Genomic DNA, 21,429 nt, shown 5'->3' on the forward strand with positions numbered 1-21,429 from the left:
AGAAATGTATCGGATCGGGAAATTCGGTGTTACCGGTTGCTAGTGCTCTCTTTCAACAAGGGCACACAAATCGCCATGTCCTCCATTAAATGACAGTTTGCCTGTTCATGCATCAGCAATTCTCACAAAACGCACCGCACAGCGTCTTGCCGTGTCAAAATCAGACGCATGGAACTGCGCCAATTAAGATACTTCGTTAAAGTGGTTGAACTCGGCAGCATGGGGCAAGCCGCCAATGCGCTGGGTGTCGTCACATCGGCCCTAAGCCAGCAAATCGCTCGTCTAGAAAACGAGCTCTCCACCATCCTGTTACGCCGTAGTGCAACCGGTGTCACACCGACCGAAGCAGGGTTGGCTTTCTGGCAGCAAGCACAACTTGTCCTTCGACACGCCGAAGAAGCGGTTTATGCGGCGCAACACGCACGTCTTTCTGGACAAGTCAGTCTAGGACTAACGCACACAACCACGGCTGTCTTAGGTTTACCTTTGTTTCAAGCGATGCGCGAACAATATCCAGACGTGCGTCTTAAAATCGTTGAAAGCCTATCGGGCAATCTCATTCAACAACTGAGTGCCAGGCAACTAGATCTTGCGATTGTGTTTCGCACCGCCGAGCGCGGGCGCTGGATGACCACACCGCTACTGGATGAACAGCTCTTTTTAATCGCAGACCACCGTTTATTTAAACCAACACGCAGTCAATCCGTCACCCTACAGTCAATAGTGCATTTACCATTGGTTTTACCGACCGGTCATCACGGTTTACGGGCCGTGCTAGATGCGGCTTATGAGAAAGCCCACTTGTGGCCAAACATTGTGGCGCAGATTGATGGATTGGCGATGCTTCTGGATTTGGTTAAAGCCGGTCTAGTTGCTACGATCCAGCCCGGTTCTGCACTTGCCCGTATTTCTGGAGAAACACTGGGTGCCTGGCCCATCAAAGACAAAGATTTAAGGCGTATGAGTTATTTGGCCACGCTGCCGGAAGAAGAACTGTCACCTGCCGCACTGGCGATGCGACGTATTCTCGCGGATATCGCGAAACAACTGGTCGATTCGGGTCAATGGCCAGGTGCCAGTCTTCACAATTCGTGAACACCTGACCTGTAATTACCATCTAGCGTACAGATGAACAACAGAGTAAAGTGACCCTATGAAAACTTTGTACAACCCAATTAAAAAGAGGAGATGCGCATGTGGGACGTCGTTGTAGTCGGTGGCGGTAATGCTGCGCTCTGTGCGGCCATCACCGCGCGTGAAGCAGGCGCCAGCGTGCTCATGCTGGAATCCGCCCCTAAAGAGTGGCGTGGCGGCAATTCGCAACACACACGGAACCTGCGCTGCATGCATGATGAGCCACAAGACGTGCTCGTGGATGCTTATCCAGAAGAAGAATACTGGCAAGATTTACTCAAAGTCACAGGCGGTCAGACGAACGAACAGCTAGCGCGCATGGTGATTCGCGGGTCTTCAAGCGTGCGTGGCTGGATGCGTAAACACGGTGTCGTGTTTCAACCACCACTGTCGGGTGCATTACACGTGGCCAGAACCAATGCGTTCTTTATGGGCGGTGGTAAAGCTTTGGTCAACGCCTATTACCGCAGTGCCATCGACATGGGTGTCCATGTTCGCTATGAAACACCGGTTGATGCCATCGAGTTTGATGACGGACGGTTTGTTGCTGTGCGTAGCGGTAATCAACGGTTTGAGGGGCGAGCCTGTGTCTTGGCCGCCGGTGGTTTTGAGTCAAACCGTGAATGGTTACGCGAAGCCTGGGGACAAAACGAGCGTGGCGAATGGCCTGCAGACAACTTTCTCATTCGTGGCACCCGCTTTAACGAAGGGGTGGTCCTCAAACTCATGATGGAGGCTGGCGCCGATATTATTGGTGATCCGTCGCAGTCTCACTGTGTGGCCATCGATGCCCGTGCACCGCTCTACGATGGTGGCATCTGTACGCGAATTGACTGTGTGTCTTTAGGCATTGTGGTCAACCGCGATGCCCATCGCTTTTACGATGAGGGTGAAGACTTCTGGCCCAAACGCTATGCCATCTGGGGTCGTCTGGTGGCCATGCAACCTGGACAAATTGCTTACTCAATTATTGACAGCAAAGCCATTGGTCGTTTTATGCCGCCTGTTTTTGATGGCACCGTCAGCGACACCATCGAAGGTCTGGCTACCCAGATTGGTTTGGATCCAGCCACGCTAGCTCAAACAGTTGAAAACTACAACCAAGCCTGTCAGAAGGGCACCTTTGATCACACAGTCTTGGATGACTGCCACACGCAAGGGATTGAACCCGCTAAAACACACTGGGCATTGCCTTTGGATAAACCACCGTTTTATGCCTATCCACTCAGACCCGGCATCACGTTTACCTATCTGGGTCTTAAAACCGACGAGAACGCCAGCGTGTTCTTTGATGGCAAAGCCTCACCCAACTTGTACGCAGCCGGCGAAATTAATGCGGGCAACGTCTTGGGCAAGGGCTATACCGCAGGGGTTGGCATGTCAATTGGCACAGTCTTTGGTCGTATCGCCGGTGCTCAAGCAGCACGCACAGCCTTAGATCACAAACAAAAAGGAGTTACCCATGCGGTCGCTTGAAACCGTGGCCGATCAGGCTATCAACTGGCACAAAGGTCCGCTCACGGACAATGAAGCCGAAGTGGCACGTATCATGCAAATCTGTAACGCCTGTCGCTACTGTGAAGGGTTCTGTGCCGTCTTCCCGGCCATGACCCGACATCTGACCTTCGACAACAAGGCAGATTTGAATTATCTGGCCAACTTGTGTCACAACTGTGGCGCCTGTTTACACGCCTGTCAGTACGCACCACCCCACGAGTTTGCAGTCAACGTACCCCAGGCCATGGCCAAAGTGCGTCAGGAAACTTACACTCACTACGCTTGGCCCGCACCACTGGGTAAGCTCTATGCTCGAAATGGGCTAGCCCTGTCTTTAGCGGTTGCACTGGGTTTGGTGGTGTTCTTAATCATGGCAGCGGGCTCAGTCGGTGGTTTGTTCCATGAACCCTTGGCCGGCAACTTTTATGCTGTATTTCCCCACAACACGCTGGTTCTGATGTTCGGTACCGTGTTTATATTCGCGATCATCGCGCTCGGAATTGGGGTGCGGCGATTCTGGAAGAATATCTCACCTGGCCAAATCACGACACCAGCCGCGACGCAGGCGACGCAGGATGCGCTCACCATGAAGTACCTCGATGGCGGCCATGGCAAAGGCTGTAATGATGAAGACGACCGCTTTACCTTGCGTCGGCGGATTTTTCATCACTTCACGTTTTACGGCTTTATGCTGTGTTTTGCGGCCACCTGTGTCGGCACCATCTACCACTATCTGTTTGGCTGGCACGCTCCTTATGACTACCTAAGTCTGCCGGTCATTTTAGGAACTGTGGGTGGGATTGGCTTACTCATTGGACCCGCAGGGCTGTTGTGGCTCAACATGGTCCGTGCACCCTTGCATGGCGATGCCGCGCAAAAACCAATGGATCGCGGCTTTATCGTACTGCTGTTCTTGGTGAGTCTGACTGGATTGCTGTTGTTAATCTGGCGCGACACGAGCTACATGGGATTGTGGCTTGCCATTCACCTTGGCTTTGTGATGGGCTTATTTCTGATGCTGCCGTATAGCAAATTTGCGCATGGCTTCTATCGGGTAGCTGCCTTGTTGAAGTACGCTATTGAACAGCGTATGCCCAACAAAATCGGTCTGTCTGATTAAGTCGATCTCGCTTCAGATACATTAATTAGTCATGTGTCAAAAAAGCGCACCCCTTGTCCTGCCAACGCAGAAAAACAAGGGGTGCACTTTTTTAGTTTCTACAGCTTTTACAACAATTCTGCGCGCAACTGCTCTGGCGATTTGATCGATAATAAACCGGGCGCGACATCAAAAACGGTCTTTGCACCGAACTGCTTTTGCGCGTTCAAGCGATAAGCGGCACGGGCATAAGCCACCAACACACTGGCCGTAAACTCCGGATTGCTTTCCAGTCGCAGTGAATACTCGACGACTTGGGCGTTGTCATCGGTGGTGTTGCCACTTCGAATCACAAAACCGCCATGGGGCATTTTGTAGTGCTCGCGCTGCAAAGTCTCTTCATCTACAAAATGAACCGTCGTGTCGTAATCCGCAAAGTAGTCAGGCATGGTCACGATTGTTTTTTCAACGGTGGCGGCATCTGCACCCTCTTGCAGCACCACAAAACATTCACGGGTGTGTTTCTGACGGGTACTGAGTTCAGGACGCAAACCCTGACGGACTTGTTCAATCGCTTCCGTAGCTGGAATGGTGTACTGCACGCCAGCTTTCACGCCTTCTACACGCCGCACTGCATCGGAGTGTCCTTGGCTTAAACCTTTACCCCAGAAGGTATAGGTCACACCATCAGGTAGCAAGGCTTCACCAATCAAGCGGTTAATCGAAAACATGCCTGGATCCCAGCCCACAGAAATGAGTGCGGTTTTTTCATTCGCGCGAGCAGCGGCATCGACAACGGCGTGATATTCCGGAATACGCGCATGCGTATCAAAACTATCAACGGTATTGAACTGGGTGGCTAATTCAGGGCCTTGCTGCGGCAAGTCTGATTTTGATCCACCACACAAAACCAGCACATCGATGGCGTCTTTGAATTCTTCCAAGGAATCCATCGGATAGGTCGCAGTTTGTTCGAACAAAGTCTCCAATGTTTCGGGCGCCCTGCGCGTAAAGACACCGACTAATTCCATATCCGGATTTTTACGGATCGCGGCCTCAACACCCCGACCTAAGTTCCCATAGCCAGCAATACCAACTCGAATCTTGACACCCATACAACACCTCACAACCAGAAAGAAAGACTGCCTGCGTGCATCGGATGCACGCAGGCACAATGCGAATAAAACGCAAACACTGAGTGTCATTGTAAAACAGTGACTATCCTGTCACTTGTCTTGCCACTACTCTATCGATAACCACTCGCTCAACAGGGATCCGATCACAACGCGCCCATTTCATTGAGAATTTTCACACTAAAGCATGGAAGTCGCTGAAATCACTTGAAAAAGCAGGTTTATGGTTTACCATAGACGATTCAATGCTGGCCTTTAAATTTTTTCTTTTTGGTGATGCTGACATGAATGATTTGACCTCCGCGAGCTCACTGGCGCAAAACGCGACCGATGAGAAGCTTGATCTGTCCAACTTCTGGATGCCTTTTACGGCAAATAAACAATTCAAAGCGGCACCCCGACTATTTAAAGGTGCGCAAGGGATGTACTACACCACCACTGACAATCGTCAAGTGATGGATGCGGTGTCCGGACTCTGGTGCGTGAACGCCGGTCACGGTCGTGCCCCGATTGTTAAAGCCGTCGCAGATCAGCTGACTGAGCTGGATTACGCACCTTCCTTCCAGATGGGTCACCCACGCGCTTTTGAAGCTGCGCAACGCCTCGCTAAAATCATGCCAGGCACGCTGGATCGGATTTTCTTTGCAAACTCAGGCTCTGAGGCCGATGACACTGCCCTCAAAATTGCACTGGCTTATCATCGTGCCAACGGTGACGCACAACGCACCCGCCTGATTGGTCGTGAGCGTGGTTATCACGGCGTAGGCTTTGGTGGCATTTCAGTCGGTGGTATTGTTTCAAACCGTAAAGCGTTCTCTGCCAACCTCATTCCTGGCACTGATCACATGCCACACACGCATGCACCCGAGCACAACGCATTTAGCCGTGGCCAACCCGCTTGGGGCGCCCACCTAGCCGATGAACTCGAACGCATTTTGGCTTTGCATGATCCGTCAACTGTTGCAGCAGTCATCATCGAACCTGTCGCGGGCTCAGCCGGGGTCATTGTGCCGCCCAAAGGTTACCTCGAGAAACTGCGTCAAATTTGTACCGACAACGGTATTTTGTTGATCTTTGATGAAGTCATTACCGCGTTTGGTCGACTCGGTAAAGCCACGGCAGCTGAGTACTTCGGCGTCACACCCGACATCATCACCATGGCCAAAGCAATCAACAACGCTGTCATCCCATTGGGTGCCGTGGCCGCAAGTCGAGAAATTCATGACACGATTGTCGAGAATGGCCCAGCGCACGGCATTGAGCTTTTCCATGGCTACACCTACTCCGCTCACCCTGCTGCAGCCGCGTCATGCATTGCCGCACTCGATATCTACGAGAACGAGGGTCTCTTTGAGCGTGCCAACGCCATGGCACCTAAGTTTGAAGAAGCGCTTCACAGCCTCAAAGGCGAACCCTTTGTGACCGACATCCGTAACATCGGTCTCATGGGTGCCGTTGAACTGGAACCCCGTGCAGGTGAGCCCGGCACACGCGCCTACGATGCTTTCCTGAAATGCTTTGAAAAAGGCGCCTTTGTCCGATTTACTGGTGAAACGCTCGCATTCTCCCCACCGTTGATCATGGAAGACAGCCATTTGGACGAACTCATTTCCATCGTTCGTAGCGCTTTACGCGAAATCGCATAACGGAAGATTCTGTCTCGTAACAGAAAACTAAAACGGCGCCGACTCACCTCTTAGTGAGGCCAGTCGGCGCCGTTTTTTAAAGTGATGAATCAGTTAATAAAGCAGCGTTACACCACCTGATTTTCTAATACATCCTTTTGTGCACCACCGATACTAATCTGACGTGGTTTTTTCTCTTCAGGGATCACGTTTTGCAAACGAATTACCAGCATGCCATCGACCAGATCAGCATCTTGCACCACGACAGTCTCGGCCAGCGTGAACTGATGTTTAAAGTCGCGAGCGGCAATGCCACGGTGTAAGTACTCTACGTCGCGCTGTGCTTGCACTTTACCTTCAACAGTCAGCTTGTCGCTTTCGAACTGAATGCTCAGTTCATCACGCTTAAAGCCTGCGACGGCAATCTCAATTTCATAGTCATGTTCGCCTTTTTTAACGATGTTGTAAGGCGGGTAGCTCTGTGCTTTGGTTTCATTCATCGCTGTTTCCAGATCGCCAAAGGCATTAAGCAAACGATCAAAGCCAACAGAGTTTAAAAGTAGGTTACGTCCCATTGGGTAGTTCATATTCATCTCCTATAAGCAAGTTGAAAAGATTCGATCAGCCTCTCAGGAGCACTGACCTTCTCTTGCTTAAATAGATAAGGACGATTCCATACATTTCAAGTCTTCTTTTTCTGGCCCCAGGAACGTCAATCCCCTATAGACTGTGAAGACCACCATTTATTCAAGCTAAACGCCATGACTCGTCAACCACCATCCAATCGTCCTAAACACCCTAAACGCTCAAATCAAGCCACGGCTTCGGGCGCACGGCATACGCAAAAGCGCAATCAAATCACCCAATCACGGCGTCCAACACCTGTTCAAACGCGTCTGATCTTATTGAATAAGCCATACGGTGTTTTGACACAATTTACGGATGATCAAGGACGGGCGACTTTGAAGGATTATGTGGAAATCCCAGATGTCTATCCCGCAGGACGCCTAGACCGTGACAGTGAAGGTTTGTTATTGCTCACCAATGACGGGCGCCTGCAAGCTCGGATTACCGAGCCACGCTACAAGATGCGTAAAACCTATTGGGTACAGGTTGAGGGTCAGGCTACAGAAGCACAACTCGACCAATTGCGCACAGGATTGATACTTAAAGACGGTCCCACACAGCCTGCACAAGTTGAACTGATCGACGAACCAGATATCTGGGCACGCAACCCACCCATCCGTGAACGCAAGCGCATCCCAACCTGTTGGTTAGAGATCTCGATTGATGAAGGTCGTAACCGCCAAGTCCGACGTATGACTGCCGCTGTTGGGCTTCCCACTTTACGTCTGATCCGAACTCAGATCGGTGCTTGGACGTTAGGCGATCTTCAGCCCGGGCAATGGCGCGAACAACCGAAATAACCATCACCTAGCGTTATCACGTACGCATAAACCTATTGCAGATCTAGTGTCTGTAAGACTTGTTGGAGCACGTTCCTAGGCTCGCCGGATAAAGACCGTAGTGGCAGGGGCAAGCAGTTTTGTTGCGCAAAACCGAGCAATTCTGCAGCAGCTGCCACGACACGCAGCGCACCATGCTGAGCAAACAAGGTCCACAACGTATGGAGTTGATCAGATAACTTCAGCGCTTCTTCTGGTTCTGAACCTTGAGCCGCACGTGTAATCGCCAAAGCCGTCTCTGGGAACAATCCACCAATGACGGAATACCAGGCATCACAGCCTGCAGTTAACCCAATGGCTGCAGACGCATCGCCACTAACACCAATGCTCACATCGGGCGCAATCACTGACCGAAGCTGTGTGATCCGATCCTGAGCAACGGAAAAATCCAGAGAGACCGCCGGAATCTTGATGGAGCGTACGCTGGCTAATTGAGAGATTTCAGCTAGCAAATCATTCGAAAAGTCGAATCGAGTTGTACGGGGATTGTTGTAAACAATCAGTGGCACCGACAACATCGAATCCACCGCTTTAAACAAGCCCAGCACCTCAGCATCTGTCAGCAACTGATAAGAGACAGGCGCCAAAAGCACCCCATCCACACCCAGTTTCTGAGCATCTTCGGCTAATAACAAAACATCTTTGGTGCGCAATGCACCAATCCCAGCCAAGACTGGTATGTCAGATGCGCTTTCACGTGTGAGAGAAATCACTCGAGCTCGTTCTTCACGTGTCAGATAGGGATAACTGCCTGTCGAACCCAGAGCACAAATGGAATCTACGCCACTTGTCGCCAATCGTTTAATCAGTCCACGATAAGCCGCTTCGTCAATGTCGGCCTCATTCATGGGCGTTAATGGAAAGGCGCTTAAACCGGTTAATCCTTTGACCATGGTAGACCTCCGAAAATGACGTGACAGACCGATTAAACCTTTATATCACATGCGCTTACGATACCGCATCTGATCGTTTTAAGATATAAAAAGCGTCAAGTGAAGACAGTGTAATTCCAAAGTCGGAAACAACAGTCAAAAAGCGAACGCGACGACATTCGGATTCAAAACGAATCATCATGCGAACATCTCTATCAAAATCTAGTCATGTATAGGAAAATATAGACATGTATAGGTATGTATACCCTAACCTGATGTCAGATGCCATGTGTAAATTGCGTCAGGATAGGATTGAATTTTGAATTTATTGACATATCTCGTTGAAGGTCATAGAGTCTTCCCTGACATTTTGCAGGGAATTCCATGACTGGACAGCGCATTGGGTATATCAGGGTCAGCACCTTCGACCAGAACCCGGAACGGCAACTGGAAGGCGTCAAGGTTGATCGCGCTTTTAGCGACAAGGCATCCGGCAAGGATGTCAAGCGTCCGCAACTGGAAGCGCTGATAAGCTTCGCCCGCACCGGCGACACCGTGGTGGTGCATAGCATGGATCGCCTGGCGCGCAATCTCGATGATTTGCGCCGGATCGTGCAAACGCTGACACAACGCGGCGTGCATATCGAATTCGTCAAGGAACACCTCAGTTTTACTGGCGAAGACTCTCCGATGGCGAACCTGATGCTCTCGGTGATGGGCGCGTTCGCCGAGTTCGAGCGCGCCCTGATCCGCGAGCGTCAGCGCGAGGGTATTGCGCTCGCCAAGCAACGCGGGGCTTACCGTGGCAGGAAGAAATCCCTGTCGTCTGAGCGTATTGCCGAACTGCGCCAACGTGTCGAGGCTGGCGAGCAAAAGACCAAGCTTGCTCGTGAATTCGGAATCAGTCGCGAAACCCTGTATCAATACTTGAGAACGGATCAGTAAATATGCCACGTCGTTCCATCCTGTCCGCCGCCGAGCGGGAAAGCCTGCTGGCGTTGCCGGACTCCAAGGACGACCTGATCCGACATTACACATTCAACGATACCGACCTCTCGATCATCCGACAGCGGCGCGGGCCAGCCAATCGGCTGGGCTTCGCGGTGCAGCTCTGTTACCTGCGCTTTCCCGGCGTCATCCTGGGCGTCGATGAACTACCGTTCCCGCCCTTGTTGAAGCTGGTCGCCGACCAGCTCAAGGTCGGCGTCGAAAGCTGGAACGAGTACGGCCAGCGGGAGCAGACCCGGCGCGAGCACCTGAGCGAGCTGCAAACCGTGTTCGGTTTCCGGCCCTTCACCATGAGCCATTACCGGCAGGCCGTCCAGATGCTGACCGAGCTGGCGATGCAAACCGACAAAGGCATCGTGCTGGCCAGCGCCTTGATCGGGCACCTGCGGCGGCAGTCGGTCATTCTGCCCGCCCTCAACGCCGTCGAGCGGGCGAGTGCCGAGGCGATCACCCGTGCTAACCGGCGCATCTACGACGCCTTGGCCGAACCACTGGCGGACGCGCATCGCCGCCGCCTCGACGATCTGCTCAAGCGCCGGGACAACGGCAAGACGACCTGGTTGGCTTGGTTGCGCCAGTCTCCGGCCAAGCCAAATTCGCGGCATATGCTGGAACACATCGAACGCCTCAAGGCATGGCAGGCACTCGATCTGCCTACCGGCATCGAGCGGCTGGTTCACCAGAACCGCCTGCTCAAGATTGCCCGCGAGGGCGGCCAGATGACACCCGCCGACCTGGCCAAATTCGAGCCGCAACGGCGCTACGCCACTCTCGTGGCGCTGGCCACCGAGGGCATGGCCACCGTCACCGACGAAATCATCGACCTGCACGACCGCATCCTGGGTAAGCTGTTTAACGCTGCCAAGAATAAGCATCAGCAGCAGTTCCAGGCGTCAGGCAAGGCCATCAACGCCAAGGTACGTCTGTACGGGCGCATCGGTCAGGCGCTGATCGACGCCAAGCAATCAGGCCGCGATGCGTTTGCCGCCATCGAGGCCGTCATGTCCTGGGATTCCTTTGCCGAGAGCGTCACCGAGGCGCAGAAGCTCGCGCAACCCGATGACTTCGATTTCCTGCATCGCATCGGCGAGAGCTACGCCACCCTGCGCCGCTATGCACCGGAATTCCTTGCCGTGCTCAAGCTGCGGGCCGCGCCCGCCGCCAAAAACGTGCTTGATGCCATTGAGGTGCTGCGCGGCATGAACACCGACAACGCCCGCAAGCTGCCAGCCGATGCACCGACCGGCTTCATCAAGCCGCGCTGGCAGAAACTGGTGATGACCGACGCCGGCATCGACCGGCGCTACTACGAACTGTGCGCGCTGTCCGAGTTGAAGAACTCCCTGCGCTCGGGCGACATCTGGGTGCAGGGTTCACGCCAGTTCAAGGACTTCGAGGACTACCTGGTACCGCCCGAGAAGTTCACCAGCCTCAAGCAGTCCAGCGAATTGCCGCTGGCCGTGGCCACCGACTGCGAACAATATCTGCATGAGCGGCTGACGCTGCTGGAAGCACAACTTGCCACCGTCAACCGCATGGCGGCAGCCAACGACCTGCCGGATGCCATCATCACCGAGTCGGGCTTGAAGATCACGCCGCTGGATGCGGCGGTGCCCGACACCGCGCAGGCGCTGATAGACCAGACAGCCATGGTCCTGCCGCACGTCAAGATCACCGAACTGCTGCTCGAAGTCGATGAGTGGACGGGCTTCACCCGGCACTTCACGCACTTGAAATCGGGCGATCTGGCCAAGGACAAGAACCTGTTGTTGACCACGATCCTGGCCGACGCGATCAACCTGGGCCTGACCAAGATGGCCGAGTCCTGCCCCGGCACGACCTACGCGAAGCTCGCTTGGCTGCAAGCCTGGCATACCCGCGACGAAACGTACTCGACAGCGTTGGCTGAACTGGTCAACGCTCAGTTTCGGCATCCCTTTGCCGGGCACTGGGGCGATGGCACCACATCATCATCGGACGGACAGAATTTCCGAACCGCTAGCAAGGCAAAGAGCACGGGGCACATCAACCCAAAATATGGCAGCAGCCCAGGACGGACTTTCTACACCCACATCTCCGACCAATACGCGCCATTCCACACCAAGGTGGTCAATGTCGGCCTGCGCGACTCAACCTACGTGCTCGACGGCCTGCTGTACCACGAATCCGACCTGCGGATCGAGGAGCACTACACCGACACGGCGGGCTTCACCGATCACGTCTTCGCCCTGATGCACCTCTTGGGCTTCCGCTTCGCGCCGCGCATCCGCGACCTGGGCGACACCAAGCTCTACATCCCGAAGGGCGATGCCGCCTATGACGCGCTCAAGCCGATGATCGGCGGCACGCTCAACATCAAGCACGTCCGCGCCCATTGGGACGAAATCCTGCGGCTGGCCACCTCGATCAAGCAGGGCACGGTGACGGCCTCGCTGATGCTCAGGAAACTCGGCAGCTACCCGCGCCAGAACGGCTTGGCCGTCGCGCTGCGCGAGTTGGGCCGCATCGAGCGCACGCTGTTCATCCTCGACTGGCTGCAAAGCGTCGAGCTACGCCGCCGCGTGCATGCCGGGCTGAACAAGGGCGAGGCGCGCAATGCGCTGGCCCGTGCCGTGTTCTTCAACCGCCTTGGTGAAATCCGTGACCGCAGTTTCGAGCAGCAGCGCTACCGGGCCAGCGGCCTCAACCTGGTGACGGCGGCCATCGTGCTGTGGAACACGGTCTACCTGGAGCGTGCGGCGCATGCGTTGCGCGGCAATGGTCATGCCGTCGATGACTCGCTATTGCAGTACCTGTCGCCACTCGGCTGGGAGCACATCAACCTGACCGGTGATTACCTATGGCGCAGCAGCGCCAAGATCGGCGCGGGGAAGTTCAGGCCGCTACGGCCTCTGCAACCGGCTTAGCGTGCTTTATTTTCCGTTTTCTGAGACGACCCCTATTATGGCGAAGGTATCATTCAGGAAGCGTTGATGAAGGATTATCTCTGTAAAAAGTTATTCAACCGGCTTTCCGGTACCCTGGTGATCAGAGCGCGCTGCGGCAATAACATTACTGGCCTGGCATGTTGCAATATTCTTTATCCCTCGCCCCGATACAGCGGTCAGCTGCATATTAAAGAGCTGTATGTTTCTCAGTGCGATCGAAATAAGGGCACGGGTAAAGCGATAATGCGCTTTATAGCCCGGCTTGCGCTTGAACAGGAATGCCTTAGCCTTAGCTGGAACGCTGAAAAATCCAACCCCGGCGCTAACCGTTTTTATCAGGCTCTGGGAGGCAGAATAAATGATCATATCGTCAATTATTACCTCCACGGGGAGAGCCTGAGCAAACTGGCCTCAGGCATTTGAGAAGCACACGGTCACACTGCTTCCGGTAGTCAATAAACCGGTAAACCAGCAATAGACATAAGCGGCTATTTAACGACCCTGCCCTGAACCGACGACCGGGTCGAATTTGCTTTCGAATTTCTGCCATTCATCCGCTTATTATCACTTATTCAGGCGTAGCAACCAGGCGTTTAAGGGCACCAATAACTGCCTTAAAAAAATTACGCCCCGCCCTGCCACTCATCGCAGTACTGTTGTAATTCATTAAGCATTCTGCCGACATGGAAGCCATCACAAACGGCATGATGAACCTGAATCGCCAGCGGCATCAGCACCTTGTCGCCTTGCGTATAATATTTGCCCATGGTGAAAACGGGGGCGAAGAAGTTGTCCATATTGGCCACGTTTAAATCAAAACTGGTGAAACTCACCCAGGGATTGGCTGAGACGAAAAACATATTCTCAATAAACCCTTTAGGGAAATAGGCCAGGTTTTCACCGTAACACGCCACATCTTGCGAATATATGTGTAGAAACTGCCGGAAATCGTCGTGGTATTCACTCCAGAGCGATGAAAACGTTTCAGTTTGCTCATGGAAAACGGTGTAACAAGGGTGAACACTATCCCATATCACCAGCTCACCGTCTTTCATTGCCATACGGAATTCCGGATGAGCATTCATCAGGCGGGCAAGAATGTGAATAAAGGCCGGATAAAACTTGTGCTTATTTTTCTTTACGGTCTTTAAAAAGGCCGTAATATCCAGCTGAACGGTCTGGTTATAGGTACATTGAGCAACTGACTGAAATGCCTCAAAATGTTCTTTACGATGCCATTGGGATATATCAACGGTGGTATATCCAGTGATTTTTTTCTCCATTTTAGCTTCCTTAGCTCCTGAAAATCTCGATAACTCAAAAAATACGCCCGGTAGTGATCTTATTTCATTATGGTGAAAGTTGGAACCTCTTACGTGCCGATCAACGTCTCATTTTCGCCAAAAGTTGGCCCAGGGCTTCCCGGTATCAACAGGGACACCAGGATTTATTTATTCTGCGAAGTGATCTTCCGTCACAGGTATTTATTCGGCGCAAAGTGCGTCGGGTGATGCTGCCAACTTACTGATTTAGTGTATGATGGTGTTTTTGAGGTGCTCCAGTGGCTTCTGTTTCTATCAGCTGTCCCTCCTGTTCAGCTACTGACGGGGTGGTGCGTAACGGCAAAAGCACCGCCGGACATCAGCGCTATCTCTGCTCTCACTGCCGTAAAACATGGCAACTGCAGTTCACTTACACCGCTTCTCAACCCGGTACGCACCAGAAAATCATTGATATGGCCATGAATGGCGTTGGATGCCGGGCAACCGCCCGCATTATGGGCGTTGGCCTCAACACGATTTTCCGCCATTTAAAAAACTCAGGCCGCAGTCGGTAACCTCGCGCATACAGCCGGGCAGTGACGTCATCGTCTGCGCGGAAATGGACGAACAGTGGGGATACGTCGGGGCTAAATCGCGCCAGCGCTGGCTGTTTTACGCGTATGACAGGCTCCGGAAGACGGTTGTTGCGCACGTATTCGGTGAACGCACTATGGCGACGCTGGGGCGTCTTATGAGCCTGCTGTCACCCTTTGACGTGGTGATATGGATGACGGATGGCTGGCCGCTGTATGAATCCCGCCTGAAGGGAAAGCTGCACGTAATCAGCAAGCGATATACGCAGCGAATTGAGCGGCATAACCTGAATCTGAGGCAGCACCTGGCACGGCTGGGACGGAAGTCGCTGTCGTTCTCAAAATCGGTGGAGCTGCATGACAAAGTCATCGGGCATTATCTGAACATAAAACACTATCAATAAGTTGGAGTCATTACCCCCCGGACGAGTGGGAATCCATGGTAGGGATTTTTACCGAAATGGAAGAACACTATTAGGGGGCACCTCAGAAAACGGAAAATAAAGCACGCTAAGGCATAGCTGACCTTGCCAGGCCTGCTTCGCCCTGTAGTGACGCGATCAACGGGCAGGAAACATTCCCCTTTCGTGCATGGCAGGCGCACACGAGTTCAGACAGCACGGTTTCCATGCGCGCCAAGTCGGCCATCTTCTCGCGCACGTCCTTGAGCTTGTGTTCGGCCAGGCTGCTGGCCTCCTCGCAGTGGGTGCCATCGTCGAGCCGCAACAGCTCGGCAATCTCGTCCAGACTGAACCCCAGCCGCTGTGCCGATTTCACGAATTTCACCCGAACCACGTCCGCCTCCCCATAGCGGCGGATGCTGCCGTAAGGCTTGTCCGGTTCCCGCAACAGGCCCTTGCGCTGATAGAAGCGGATTGTCTCCACGTTGACCCCGGCCGCCTTGGCAAAAACGCCAATGGTCAGGTTTTCCAAATTATTTTCCATATCGCTTGACTCCGTACATGAGTACGGAAGTAAGGTTACGCTATCCAATCCAAATTCAAAAGGGCCAACGTATGTCTGAACCACAAAACGGGCGCGGTGCGCTCTTCGCCGGCGGGCTGGCCGCCATTCTTGCATCGACCTGCTGCCTGGGGCCGCTAGTACTGGTCGCCCTGGGCTTCTCCGGTGCTTGGATCGGCAACCTGACGGTGCTGGAACCCTATCGACCGTTGTTCATCGGCGCGGCGCTAGTGGCGCTGTTCTTCGCCTGGAAGCGGATTTACCGGCCCGTGCAGGCATGCAAGCCAGGTGAGGTCTGCGCGATTCCGCAGGTGCGCGCCACCTACAAGCTGATTTTCTGGATCGTGGCCGTGCTGGTCCTGGTCGCGCTTGGATTTCCCTATGTCGTTCCATTTTTCTATTAACCAGGAGTTCATCATGAAGAAACTGTTTGCCTCCCTTGCCCTCGCCGCCGCTGTTGCCCCGGTGTGGGCCGCTACCCAGACCGTCACGCTAGCGGTTCCCGGCATGACTTGCGCCGCCTGCCCGATCACAGTCAAGAAAGCGCTCTCCAAGGTCGAAGGCGTGAGCAAGGTCGATGTGGGCTTCGAGAAGCGCGAGGCCGTCGTCACTTTTGACGACACCAAGGCCAGCGTACAGAAGCTGACCAAGGCCACCGCAGACGCCGGCTATCCGTCCAGCGTCAAGCAGTGAGCCAGCAAGCCAACGACAACAGCGAGAGCCGCTTCATGGGACTGATGACACGCATTGCCGATAAAACCGGCGCGCTCGGCAGCGTCGTTTCCGCGATGGGCTGCGCCGCCTGCTTTCCAGCCCTCGCCAGCTTCGGCGCGGCCATCGGGCTGGGCTTCTTGAGCCAGTACGAGGGACTGTTCATCAGCCGCCTGCTGCCGCTGTTTGCCGCGCTGGCCTTCCTGGCGAACGCGCTGGGTTGGTTCAGTCATCGGCAATGGCTGCGCAGTCTGCTCGGCATGATCGGCCCGGCCATCGTGTTTGCGGCCACGGTCTGGCTGCTCGGCAACTGGTGGACGGCGAACCTGATGTACGTCGGCCTGGCCTTGATGATTGGGGTGTCGATCTGGGACTTCGTGTCGCCGGCGCATCGCCGTTGCGGACCGGACGGCTGCGAACTCCCCGCCAAGCGCTTGTGAAAGACGGCTGACCGTGCGACACGGCGGCCCACACGAATAAGGAACGATGGTATGAGCACTCTCAAAATCACCGGCATGACTTGCGACTCGTGCGCAGTGCATGTCAAGGACGCCCTGGAGAAAGTGCCCGGCGTGCAATCAGCGGATGTCTCCTACGCCAAGGGCAGCGCCAAGCTCGCCATTGAGGTCGGCACGTCACCCGACGCGCTGACGGCCGCTGTAGCTGGACTCGGTTATCGGGCCACGCTGGCCGATGCCCCCTCAGTTTCGACGCCGGGCGGATTGCTCGACAAGATGCGCGATCTGCTGGGCAGAAACGACAAGACGGGTAGCAGCGGCGCATTGCATATCGCCGTCATCGGCAGCGGCGGGGCCGCGATGGCAGCGGCGCTGAAGGCCGTCGAGCAAGGCGCACGTGTCACGCTGATCGAGCGCGGCACCATCGGCGGCACCTGCGTCAATGTCGGTTGTGTGCCGTCCAAGATCATGATCCGCGCCGCCCATATCGCCCATCTGCGCCGGGAAAGCCCGTTCGATGGCGGCATCGCCGCTACCACGCCGACCATCCAGCGCACGGCGCTGCTGGCCCAGCAGCAGGCCCGCGTCGATGAACTGCGCCACGCCAAGTACGAAGGCATCTTGGAGGGCAATCCGGCGATCACTGTGCTGCACGGCTCCGCCCGCTTTAAGGACAATCGCAACCTGATCGTGCAACTCAACGACGGCGGCGAGCGCGTGGTGGCATTCGACCGCTGCCTGATCGCCACCGGCGCGAGCCCGGCCGTGCCGCCGATTCCCGGCCTGAAAGACACTCCGTACTGGACTTCCACTGAAGCGCTGGTCAGCGAGACGATTCCTAAGCGCCTGGCCGTGATTGGCTCATCAGTGGTGGCGCTGGAGCTGGCGCAGGCGTTCGCCCGACTCGGAGCGAAGGTGACGATCCTGGCTCGCAGCACGCTGTTCTTCCGCGAAGACCCAGCTATAGGCGAAGCCGTCACGGCCGCATTCCGCATGGAGGGCATCGAGGTGAGGGAACACACCCAGGCCAGCCAGGTCGCGTATATCAATGGTGAAGGGGACGGCGAATTCGTGCTCACCACGGCGCACGGCGAACTGCGCGCCGACAAGCTGCTGGTCGCCACCGGCCGCGCGCCCAACACACGCAAGCTGGCACTGGATGCGACGGGCGTCACGCTCACCCCGCAAGGCGCTATCGTCATCGACCCCGGCATGCGTACAAGCGTGGAACACATCTACGCCGCAGGCGACTGCACCGACCAGCCGCAGTTCGTCTATGTGGCGGCAGCGGCCGGCACTCGCGCCGCGATCAACATGACCGGCGGTGACGCGGCCCTGAACCTGACCGCGATGCCGGCCGTGGTGTTCACCGACCCGCAAGTGGCGACCGTAGGCTACAGCGAGGCGGAAGCGCACCATGACGGCATCAAAACTGATAGTCGCACGCTAACGCTGGACAACGTGCCGCGCGCGCTCGCCAACTTCGACACGCGCGGCTTCATCAAACTGGTGGTTGAAGAAGGCAGCGGACGACTGATCGGCGTGCAGGCAGTGGCCCCGGAAGCGGGCGAACTGATCCAGACGGCCGCACTGGCGATTCGCAACCGGATGACGGTGCAGGAACTGGCCGACCAGTTGTTCCCCTACCTGACGATGGTCGAAGGGTTGAAGCTCGCGGCGCAGACCTTCAACAAGGATGTGAAGCAGCTTTCCTGCTGCGCCGGGTGAGGACAAGGAGGTGTGCGATGAGCGCCTACACGGTATCGCAACTGGCCCATAACGCTGGGGTGAGCGTACATATCGTGCGCGACTACCTGGTGCGCGGCTTGTTACGGCCGGTGGCCTGCACCACGGGCGGCTACGGCGTGTTCGACGATGCGGCCTTGCAACGGCTGTGCTTCGTGCGCGCGGCCTTCGAGGCGGGTATCGGCCTGGATGCCCTGGCGCGGCTGTGCCGTGCGCTCGACGCAGCGGACGGCGCACAAGCCGCAGCGCAGCTTGCCGTGCTGCGCCAGTTGGTCGAGCGGCGGCGCGCGGCGTTGGCCCATCTGGACGCGCAACTGGCCTCCATGCCAGCCGAGCGGGCGCACGAGGAGGCATTGCCGTGAACGCCCCTGACAAACTGCCGCCCGAGACGCGCCAACCCGTTTCCGGCTACCTGTGGGGTGCGCTGGCCGTGTTGACCTGCCCCTGCCATCTGCCGATTCTCGCCGCCGTGCTGGCCGGGACGACCGCCGGTGCCTTCCTTGGCGAGCATTGGGGTGTTGCCGCGCTCGCGCTGACCGGCTTGTTCGTTCTGGCCGTAACGCGGCTGCTGCGCGCCTTCCGGGGCGGATCATGACGAGTTCGCAGCCCGCCGGATGGACGGCGGCCGAGTTGGCGCAGGCGGCGGCGCGCGGACAGCTTGACCTGCATTACCAGCCGCTGGTCGATCTGCGCGATCACCGGATCGCTGGCGCGGAAGCGTTGATGCGCTGGCGGCATCCGAGGCTTGGCCTGTTGCCGCCCGGCCAGTTCCTGCCGCTGGCCGAGTCGTTCGGCCTGATGCCGGAAATAGGCGCGTGGGTGCTGGGCGAGGCCTGTCGCCAGATGCACAAGTGGCAAGGACCGGCATGGCAACCGTTCCGTCTTGCCATCAATGTGTCCGCCAGCCAGGTTGGGCCAACGTTCGACGACGAGGTAAAGCGGGTGCTGGCCGATATGGCCCTGCCCGCCGAGCTTCTGGAGATCGAACTGACCGAATCGGTCGCATTCGGCAATCCAGCCCTGTTCGCCAGTTTCGACGCCTTGCGCGCCATCGGCGTGCGCTTCGCCGCCGACGACTTCGGCACCGGCTATTCCTGCCTGCAACATCTGAAATGCTGCCCCATCACCACATTGAAAATCGACCAATCCTTTGTCGCCAGGCTCCCGGATGATGCCCGTGACCAAACTATCGTGCGGGCGGTGATCCAGCTCGCGCACGGGCTGGGCATGGATGTCATTTTCAGAAGACGACTGCACCAGTTGATTGGGCGTAATGGCTGTTGTGCAGCCAGCTCCTGACAGTTCAATATCAGAAGTGATCTGCACCAATCTCGACTATGCTCAATACTCGTGTGCACCAAAGCGAGGTGAGCATGGCGACGGACACCCCACGGATTCCAGAACAAGGCGTGGCCACTCTGCCTGATGAGGCTTGGGAGCGTGCGCGCCGTCGTGCGGAGATCATCAGTCCGTTGGCGCAGTCGGAGACGGTCGGGCACGAAGCGGCCGATATGGCGGCTCAGGCGCTGGGCTTGTCTCGGCGCCAGGTATACGTTCTGATCCGGCGTGCCCGGCAAGGCAGCGGCCTCGTGACGGATCTGGTGCCCGGCCAGTCCGGTGGAGGTAAAGGTAAGGGGCGCTTGCCGGAACCGGTCGAGCGCGTCATCCACGAGCTACTGCAAAAGCGGTTCCTGACCAAGCAGAAGCGCAGCCTAGCGGCCTTTCACCGCGAAGTCACTCAGGTGTGCAAGGCTCAAAAACTGCGAGTGCCGGCGCGCAATACCGTGGCCTTACGGATCGCTAGCCTTGACCCGCGCAAGGTCATCCGCCGGCGGGAAGGCCAGGATGCCGCTCGTGACCTACAAGGTGTGGGCGGCGAGCCTCCTGCCGTGACCGCGCCGCTGGAGCAGGTGCAGATAGACCATACGGTCATCGACCTGATCGTGGTCGATGACCGCGACCGGCAACCTATTGGCCGCCCGTACCTGACCCTCGCCATCGACGTGTTCACCCGCTGCGTGCTCGGCATGGTCGTCACGCTGGAAGCGCCGTCTGCCCCGATTTATTGTTCACAGCGATAGCACCTGCCATTTGGGGCAGCACCTACATTGTCACCACCCAATACCTGCCGAACTTCTCACCGATGACGGTCGCGATGCTGCGGGCGTTGCCGGCGGGTTTATTGCTCGTGATGATCGTCCGACAGATTCCAACGGGAATCTGGTGGATGCGCATCTTCATCCTCGGCGCACTTAATATTTCGCTATTCTGGAGCTTGTTGTTTATTTCGGTCTACCGCCTGCCGGGCGGGGTCGCGGCGACGGTAGGCGCTGTGCAGCCGCTGATGGTCGTGTTCATCTCTGCCGCTCTGCTAGGTAGCCCGATACGATTGATGGCGGTCCTGGGGGCTATTTGCGGAACTGCGGGCGTGGCGCTGTTGGTGTTGACACCAAACGCAGCGCTAGATCCTGTCGGCGTCGCAGCGGGCCTGGCGGGGGCGGTTTCCATGGCGTTCGGAACCGTGCTGACCCGCAAGTGGCAACCTCCCGTGCCTCTGCTCACCTTTACCGCCTGGCAACTGGCGGCCGGAGGACTTCTGCTCGTTCCAGTAGCTTTAGTGTTTGATCCGCCAATCCCGATGCCTACAGGAACCAATGTTCTCGGCCTGGCGTGGCTCGGCCTGATCGGAGCGGGTTTAACCTACTTCCTTTGGTTCCGGGGGATCTCGCGACTCGAACCTACAGTTGTTTCCTTACTGGGCTTTCTCAGCCCGGGGACCGCCGTGTTGCTAGGATGGTTGTTCTTGGATCAGACGCTGAGTGCGCTTCAAATCATCGGCGTCCTGCTCGTGATCGGGAGTATCTGGCTGGGCCAACGTTCCAACCGCACTCCTAGGGCGCGTATAGCTTGCCGGAAGTCGCCTTGACCCGCATGG

Annotated in this window: 21 protein-coding genes and 2 pseudogenes; 18 read left to right on the plus strand and 5 right to left on the minus strand. The window is 56.1% G+C overall.

Annotated elements, in window-relative coordinates; translation table 11 throughout:
* Positions 1-168 precede the first annotated feature (168 nt).
* The 3 genes from ACOI06_RS07365 to tcuB all read left to right on the plus strand — a co-directional run bounded on the left by ACOI06_RS07365 (position 169) and on the right by tcuB (position 3,751).
* Entirely contained in the window at positions 169-1,095 is a 927-nt protein-coding gene (locus tag ACOI06_RS07365; protein ID WP_420661904.1) for a LysR substrate-binding domain-containing protein, read from the plus strand.
* 99 nt (positions 1,096-1,194) lie between these two features.
* Positions 1,195-2,610 (plus strand): FAD-dependent tricarballylate dehydrogenase TcuA, encoded by a 1,416-nt coding sequence (gene tcuA, locus ACOI06_RS07370; protein WP_420661905.1) that lies wholly within the window; start codon positions 1,195-1,197, stop codon positions 2,608-2,610.
* Positions 2,597-3,751: a tricarballylate utilization 4Fe-4S protein TcuB gene (gene tcuB, locus ACOI06_RS07375; RefSeq protein ID WP_420661906.1), complete on the plus strand. Its 1,155-nt coding sequence runs from the start codon at positions 2,597-2,599 to the stop codon at positions 3,749-3,751. Before tcuA ends, tcuB begins: the two co-directional genes overlap by 14 nt.
* A gap of 107 nt (positions 3,752-3,858) precedes the next feature.
* Here the strand turns inward: tcuB and ACOI06_RS07380 are convergent, their stop codons facing one another.
* The gene (locus ACOI06_RS07380; protein WP_420661907.1) at positions 3,859-4,845 is read right to left on the minus strand and encodes a diaminopimelate dehydrogenase; all 987 of its coding nucleotides are present in this window, start codon (positions 4,843-4,845) and stop codon (positions 3,859-3,861) included.
* Between the two features lie 302 nt (positions 4,846-5,147).
* On the opposite strand from ACOI06_RS07380, the gene ACOI06_RS07385 reads away from it, so the two are divergent.
* Entirely contained in the window at positions 5,148-6,509 is a 1,362-nt protein-coding gene (locus tag ACOI06_RS07385) for an aspartate aminotransferase family protein (RefSeq protein ID WP_420661908.1), read from the plus strand.
* Between the two features lie 107 nt (positions 6,510-6,616).
* Here ACOI06_RS07385 and ACOI06_RS07390 read toward each other — a convergent pair whose 3' ends face one another.
* The gene (locus ACOI06_RS07390; RefSeq protein ID WP_420661909.1) at positions 6,617-7,075 is read right to left on the minus strand and encodes an Hsp20 family protein; all 459 of its coding nucleotides are present in this window, start codon (positions 7,073-7,075) and stop codon (positions 6,617-6,619) included.
* A gap of 174 nt (positions 7,076-7,249) precedes the next feature.
* Here ACOI06_RS07390 and ACOI06_RS07395 point away from each other — a divergent pair, with 174 nt between their 5' ends.
* Entirely contained in the window at positions 7,250-7,915 is a 666-nt protein-coding gene (locus tag ACOI06_RS07395) for a pseudouridine synthase (protein ID WP_420661910.1), read from the plus strand.
* A gap of 32 nt (positions 7,916-7,947) precedes the next feature.
* On the opposite strand, the gene ACOI06_RS07400 is transcribed toward ACOI06_RS07395, so the two are convergent.
* On the minus strand, positions 7,948-8,847 hold the full coding sequence (locus ACOI06_RS07400; protein WP_420661911.1) for a dihydrodipicolinate synthase family protein: 900 nt from the start codon (positions 8,845-8,847) through the stop codon (positions 7,948-7,950).
* A 363-nt stretch (positions 8,848-9,210) separates the two neighbouring features.
* Here ACOI06_RS07400 and ACOI06_RS07405 point away from each other — a divergent pair, with 363 nt between their 5' ends.
* The 3 genes from ACOI06_RS07405 to ACOI06_RS07415 all read left to right on the plus strand — a co-directional run bounded on the left by ACOI06_RS07405 (position 9,211) and on the right by ACOI06_RS07415 (position 13,184).
* Positions 9,211-9,771: a recombinase family protein gene (locus ACOI06_RS07405; protein WP_000147567.1), complete on the plus strand. Its 561-nt coding sequence runs from the start codon at positions 9,211-9,213 to the stop codon at positions 9,769-9,771.
* A 2-nt stretch (positions 9,772-9,773) separates the two neighbouring features.
* Positions 9,774-12,740, plus strand: a complete 2,967-nt coding sequence (locus ACOI06_RS07410) for a Tn3-like element TnAs3 family transposase (protein ID WP_001138064.1) — start codon at positions 9,774-9,776, stop codon at positions 12,738-12,740.
* A 66-nt stretch (positions 12,741-12,806) separates the two neighbouring features.
* Complete coding sequence (locus ACOI06_RS07415; protein ID WP_000656305.1) at positions 12,807-13,184, plus strand: GNAT family N-acetyltransferase; 378 nt, start codon at positions 12,807-12,809, stop codon at positions 13,182-13,184.
* 200 nt (positions 13,185-13,384) lie between these two features.
* Here the strand turns inward: ACOI06_RS07415 and ACOI06_RS07420 are convergent, their stop codons facing one another.
* Positions 13,385-14,044 (minus strand): type A-1 chloramphenicol O-acetyltransferase, encoded by a 660-nt coding sequence (locus tag ACOI06_RS07420; protein ID WP_000412211.1) that lies wholly within the window; start codon positions 14,042-14,044, stop codon positions 13,385-13,387.
* Between the two features lie 278 nt (positions 14,045-14,322).
* On the opposite strand from ACOI06_RS07420, the gene ACOI06_RS07425 reads away from it, so the two are divergent.
* Positions 14,323-15,020 (plus strand): IS1-like element IS1B family transposase gene (locus tag ACOI06_RS07425; RefSeq protein WP_095033700.1). Its coding sequence is split into 2 segments (ribosomal slippage): positions 14,323-14,572 and positions 14,572-15,020, totalling 699 coding nucleotides; the frame shifts between segments, so codons are not numbered across the junction.
* A 106-nt stretch (positions 15,021-15,126) separates the two neighbouring features.
* On the opposite strand, the gene merR is transcribed toward ACOI06_RS07425, so the two are convergent.
* On the minus strand, positions 15,127-15,561 hold the full coding sequence (merR, locus tag ACOI06_RS07430; protein ID WP_000429836.1) for an Hg(II)-responsive transcriptional regulator: 435 nt from the start codon (positions 15,559-15,561) through the stop codon (positions 15,127-15,129).
* 71 nt (positions 15,562-15,632) lie between these two features.
* Between merR and ACOI06_RS07435 the strand changes: the two genes are divergently transcribed.
* The 9 genes and pseudogenes from ACOI06_RS07435 (at position 15,633) to ACOI06_RS07475 (ending at position 21,420) form a co-directional block, all read left to right on the plus strand.
* Entirely contained in the window at positions 15,633-15,983 is a 351-nt protein-coding gene (locus ACOI06_RS07435) for a mercuric transport protein MerT (RefSeq protein ID WP_001294663.1), read from the plus strand.
* Positions 15,984-15,996: 13 nt separating this feature from the next.
* The gene (gene merP / locus ACOI06_RS07440) at positions 15,997-16,272 is read left to right on the plus strand and encodes a mercury resistance system periplasmic binding protein MerP (RefSeq protein ID WP_000732292.1); all 276 of its coding nucleotides are present in this window, start codon (positions 15,997-15,999) and stop codon (positions 16,270-16,272) included.
* Positions 16,273-16,307: 35 nt separating this feature from the next.
* The gene (gene merC, locus ACOI06_RS07445; RefSeq protein WP_001340589.1) at positions 16,308-16,730 is read left to right on the plus strand and encodes an organomercurial transporter MerC; all 423 of its coding nucleotides are present in this window, start codon (positions 16,308-16,310) and stop codon (positions 16,728-16,730) included.
* 51 nt (positions 16,731-16,781) lie between these two features.
* Positions 16,782-18,476, plus strand: a complete 1,695-nt coding sequence (gene merA, locus ACOI06_RS07450; protein ID WP_000105636.1) for a mercury(II) reductase — start codon at positions 16,782-16,784, stop codon at positions 18,474-18,476.
* Positions 18,477-18,493: 17 nt separating this feature from the next.
* Positions 18,494-18,856 (plus strand): mercury resistance co-regulator MerD, encoded by a 363-nt coding sequence (gene merD, locus ACOI06_RS07455; protein WP_001277456.1) that lies wholly within the window; start codon positions 18,494-18,496, stop codon positions 18,854-18,856.
* Positions 18,853-19,089, plus strand: coding sequence for a broad-spectrum mercury transporter MerE (gene merE, locus ACOI06_RS07460; RefSeq protein ID WP_000993386.1), 237 nt, complete (start codon positions 18,853-18,855; stop codon positions 19,087-19,089). Before merD ends, merE begins: the two co-directional genes overlap by 4 nt.
* Positions 19,086-19,733, plus strand: a pseudogene (locus ACOI06_RS07465) (EAL domain-containing protein); the annotation flags it as partial. The gene merE and the pseudogene ACOI06_RS07465, both read left to right, overlap by 4 nt.
* 134 nt (positions 19,734-19,867) lie before the next feature.
* A pseudogene (locus ACOI06_RS07470) lies at positions 19,868-20,551 on the plus strand (DNA-binding domain-containing protein); the annotation flags it as partial.
* A complete protein-coding gene (locus tag ACOI06_RS07475; RefSeq protein WP_065897011.1) occupies positions 20,509-21,420 on the plus strand; it encodes a DMT family transporter in 912 nt (303 codons plus the stop codon). The pseudogene ACOI06_RS07470 and the gene ACOI06_RS07475, both read left to right, overlap by 43 nt.
* The last annotated feature ends 9 nt before the right edge of the window (positions 21,421-21,429 follow it).

The organism is Orrella sp. 11846, from assembly GCF_048820935.1.
In the GTDB taxonomy this organism is placed as follows: Bacteria; Pseudomonadota; Gammaproteobacteria; order Burkholderiales; family Burkholderiaceae_B; genus Algicoccus.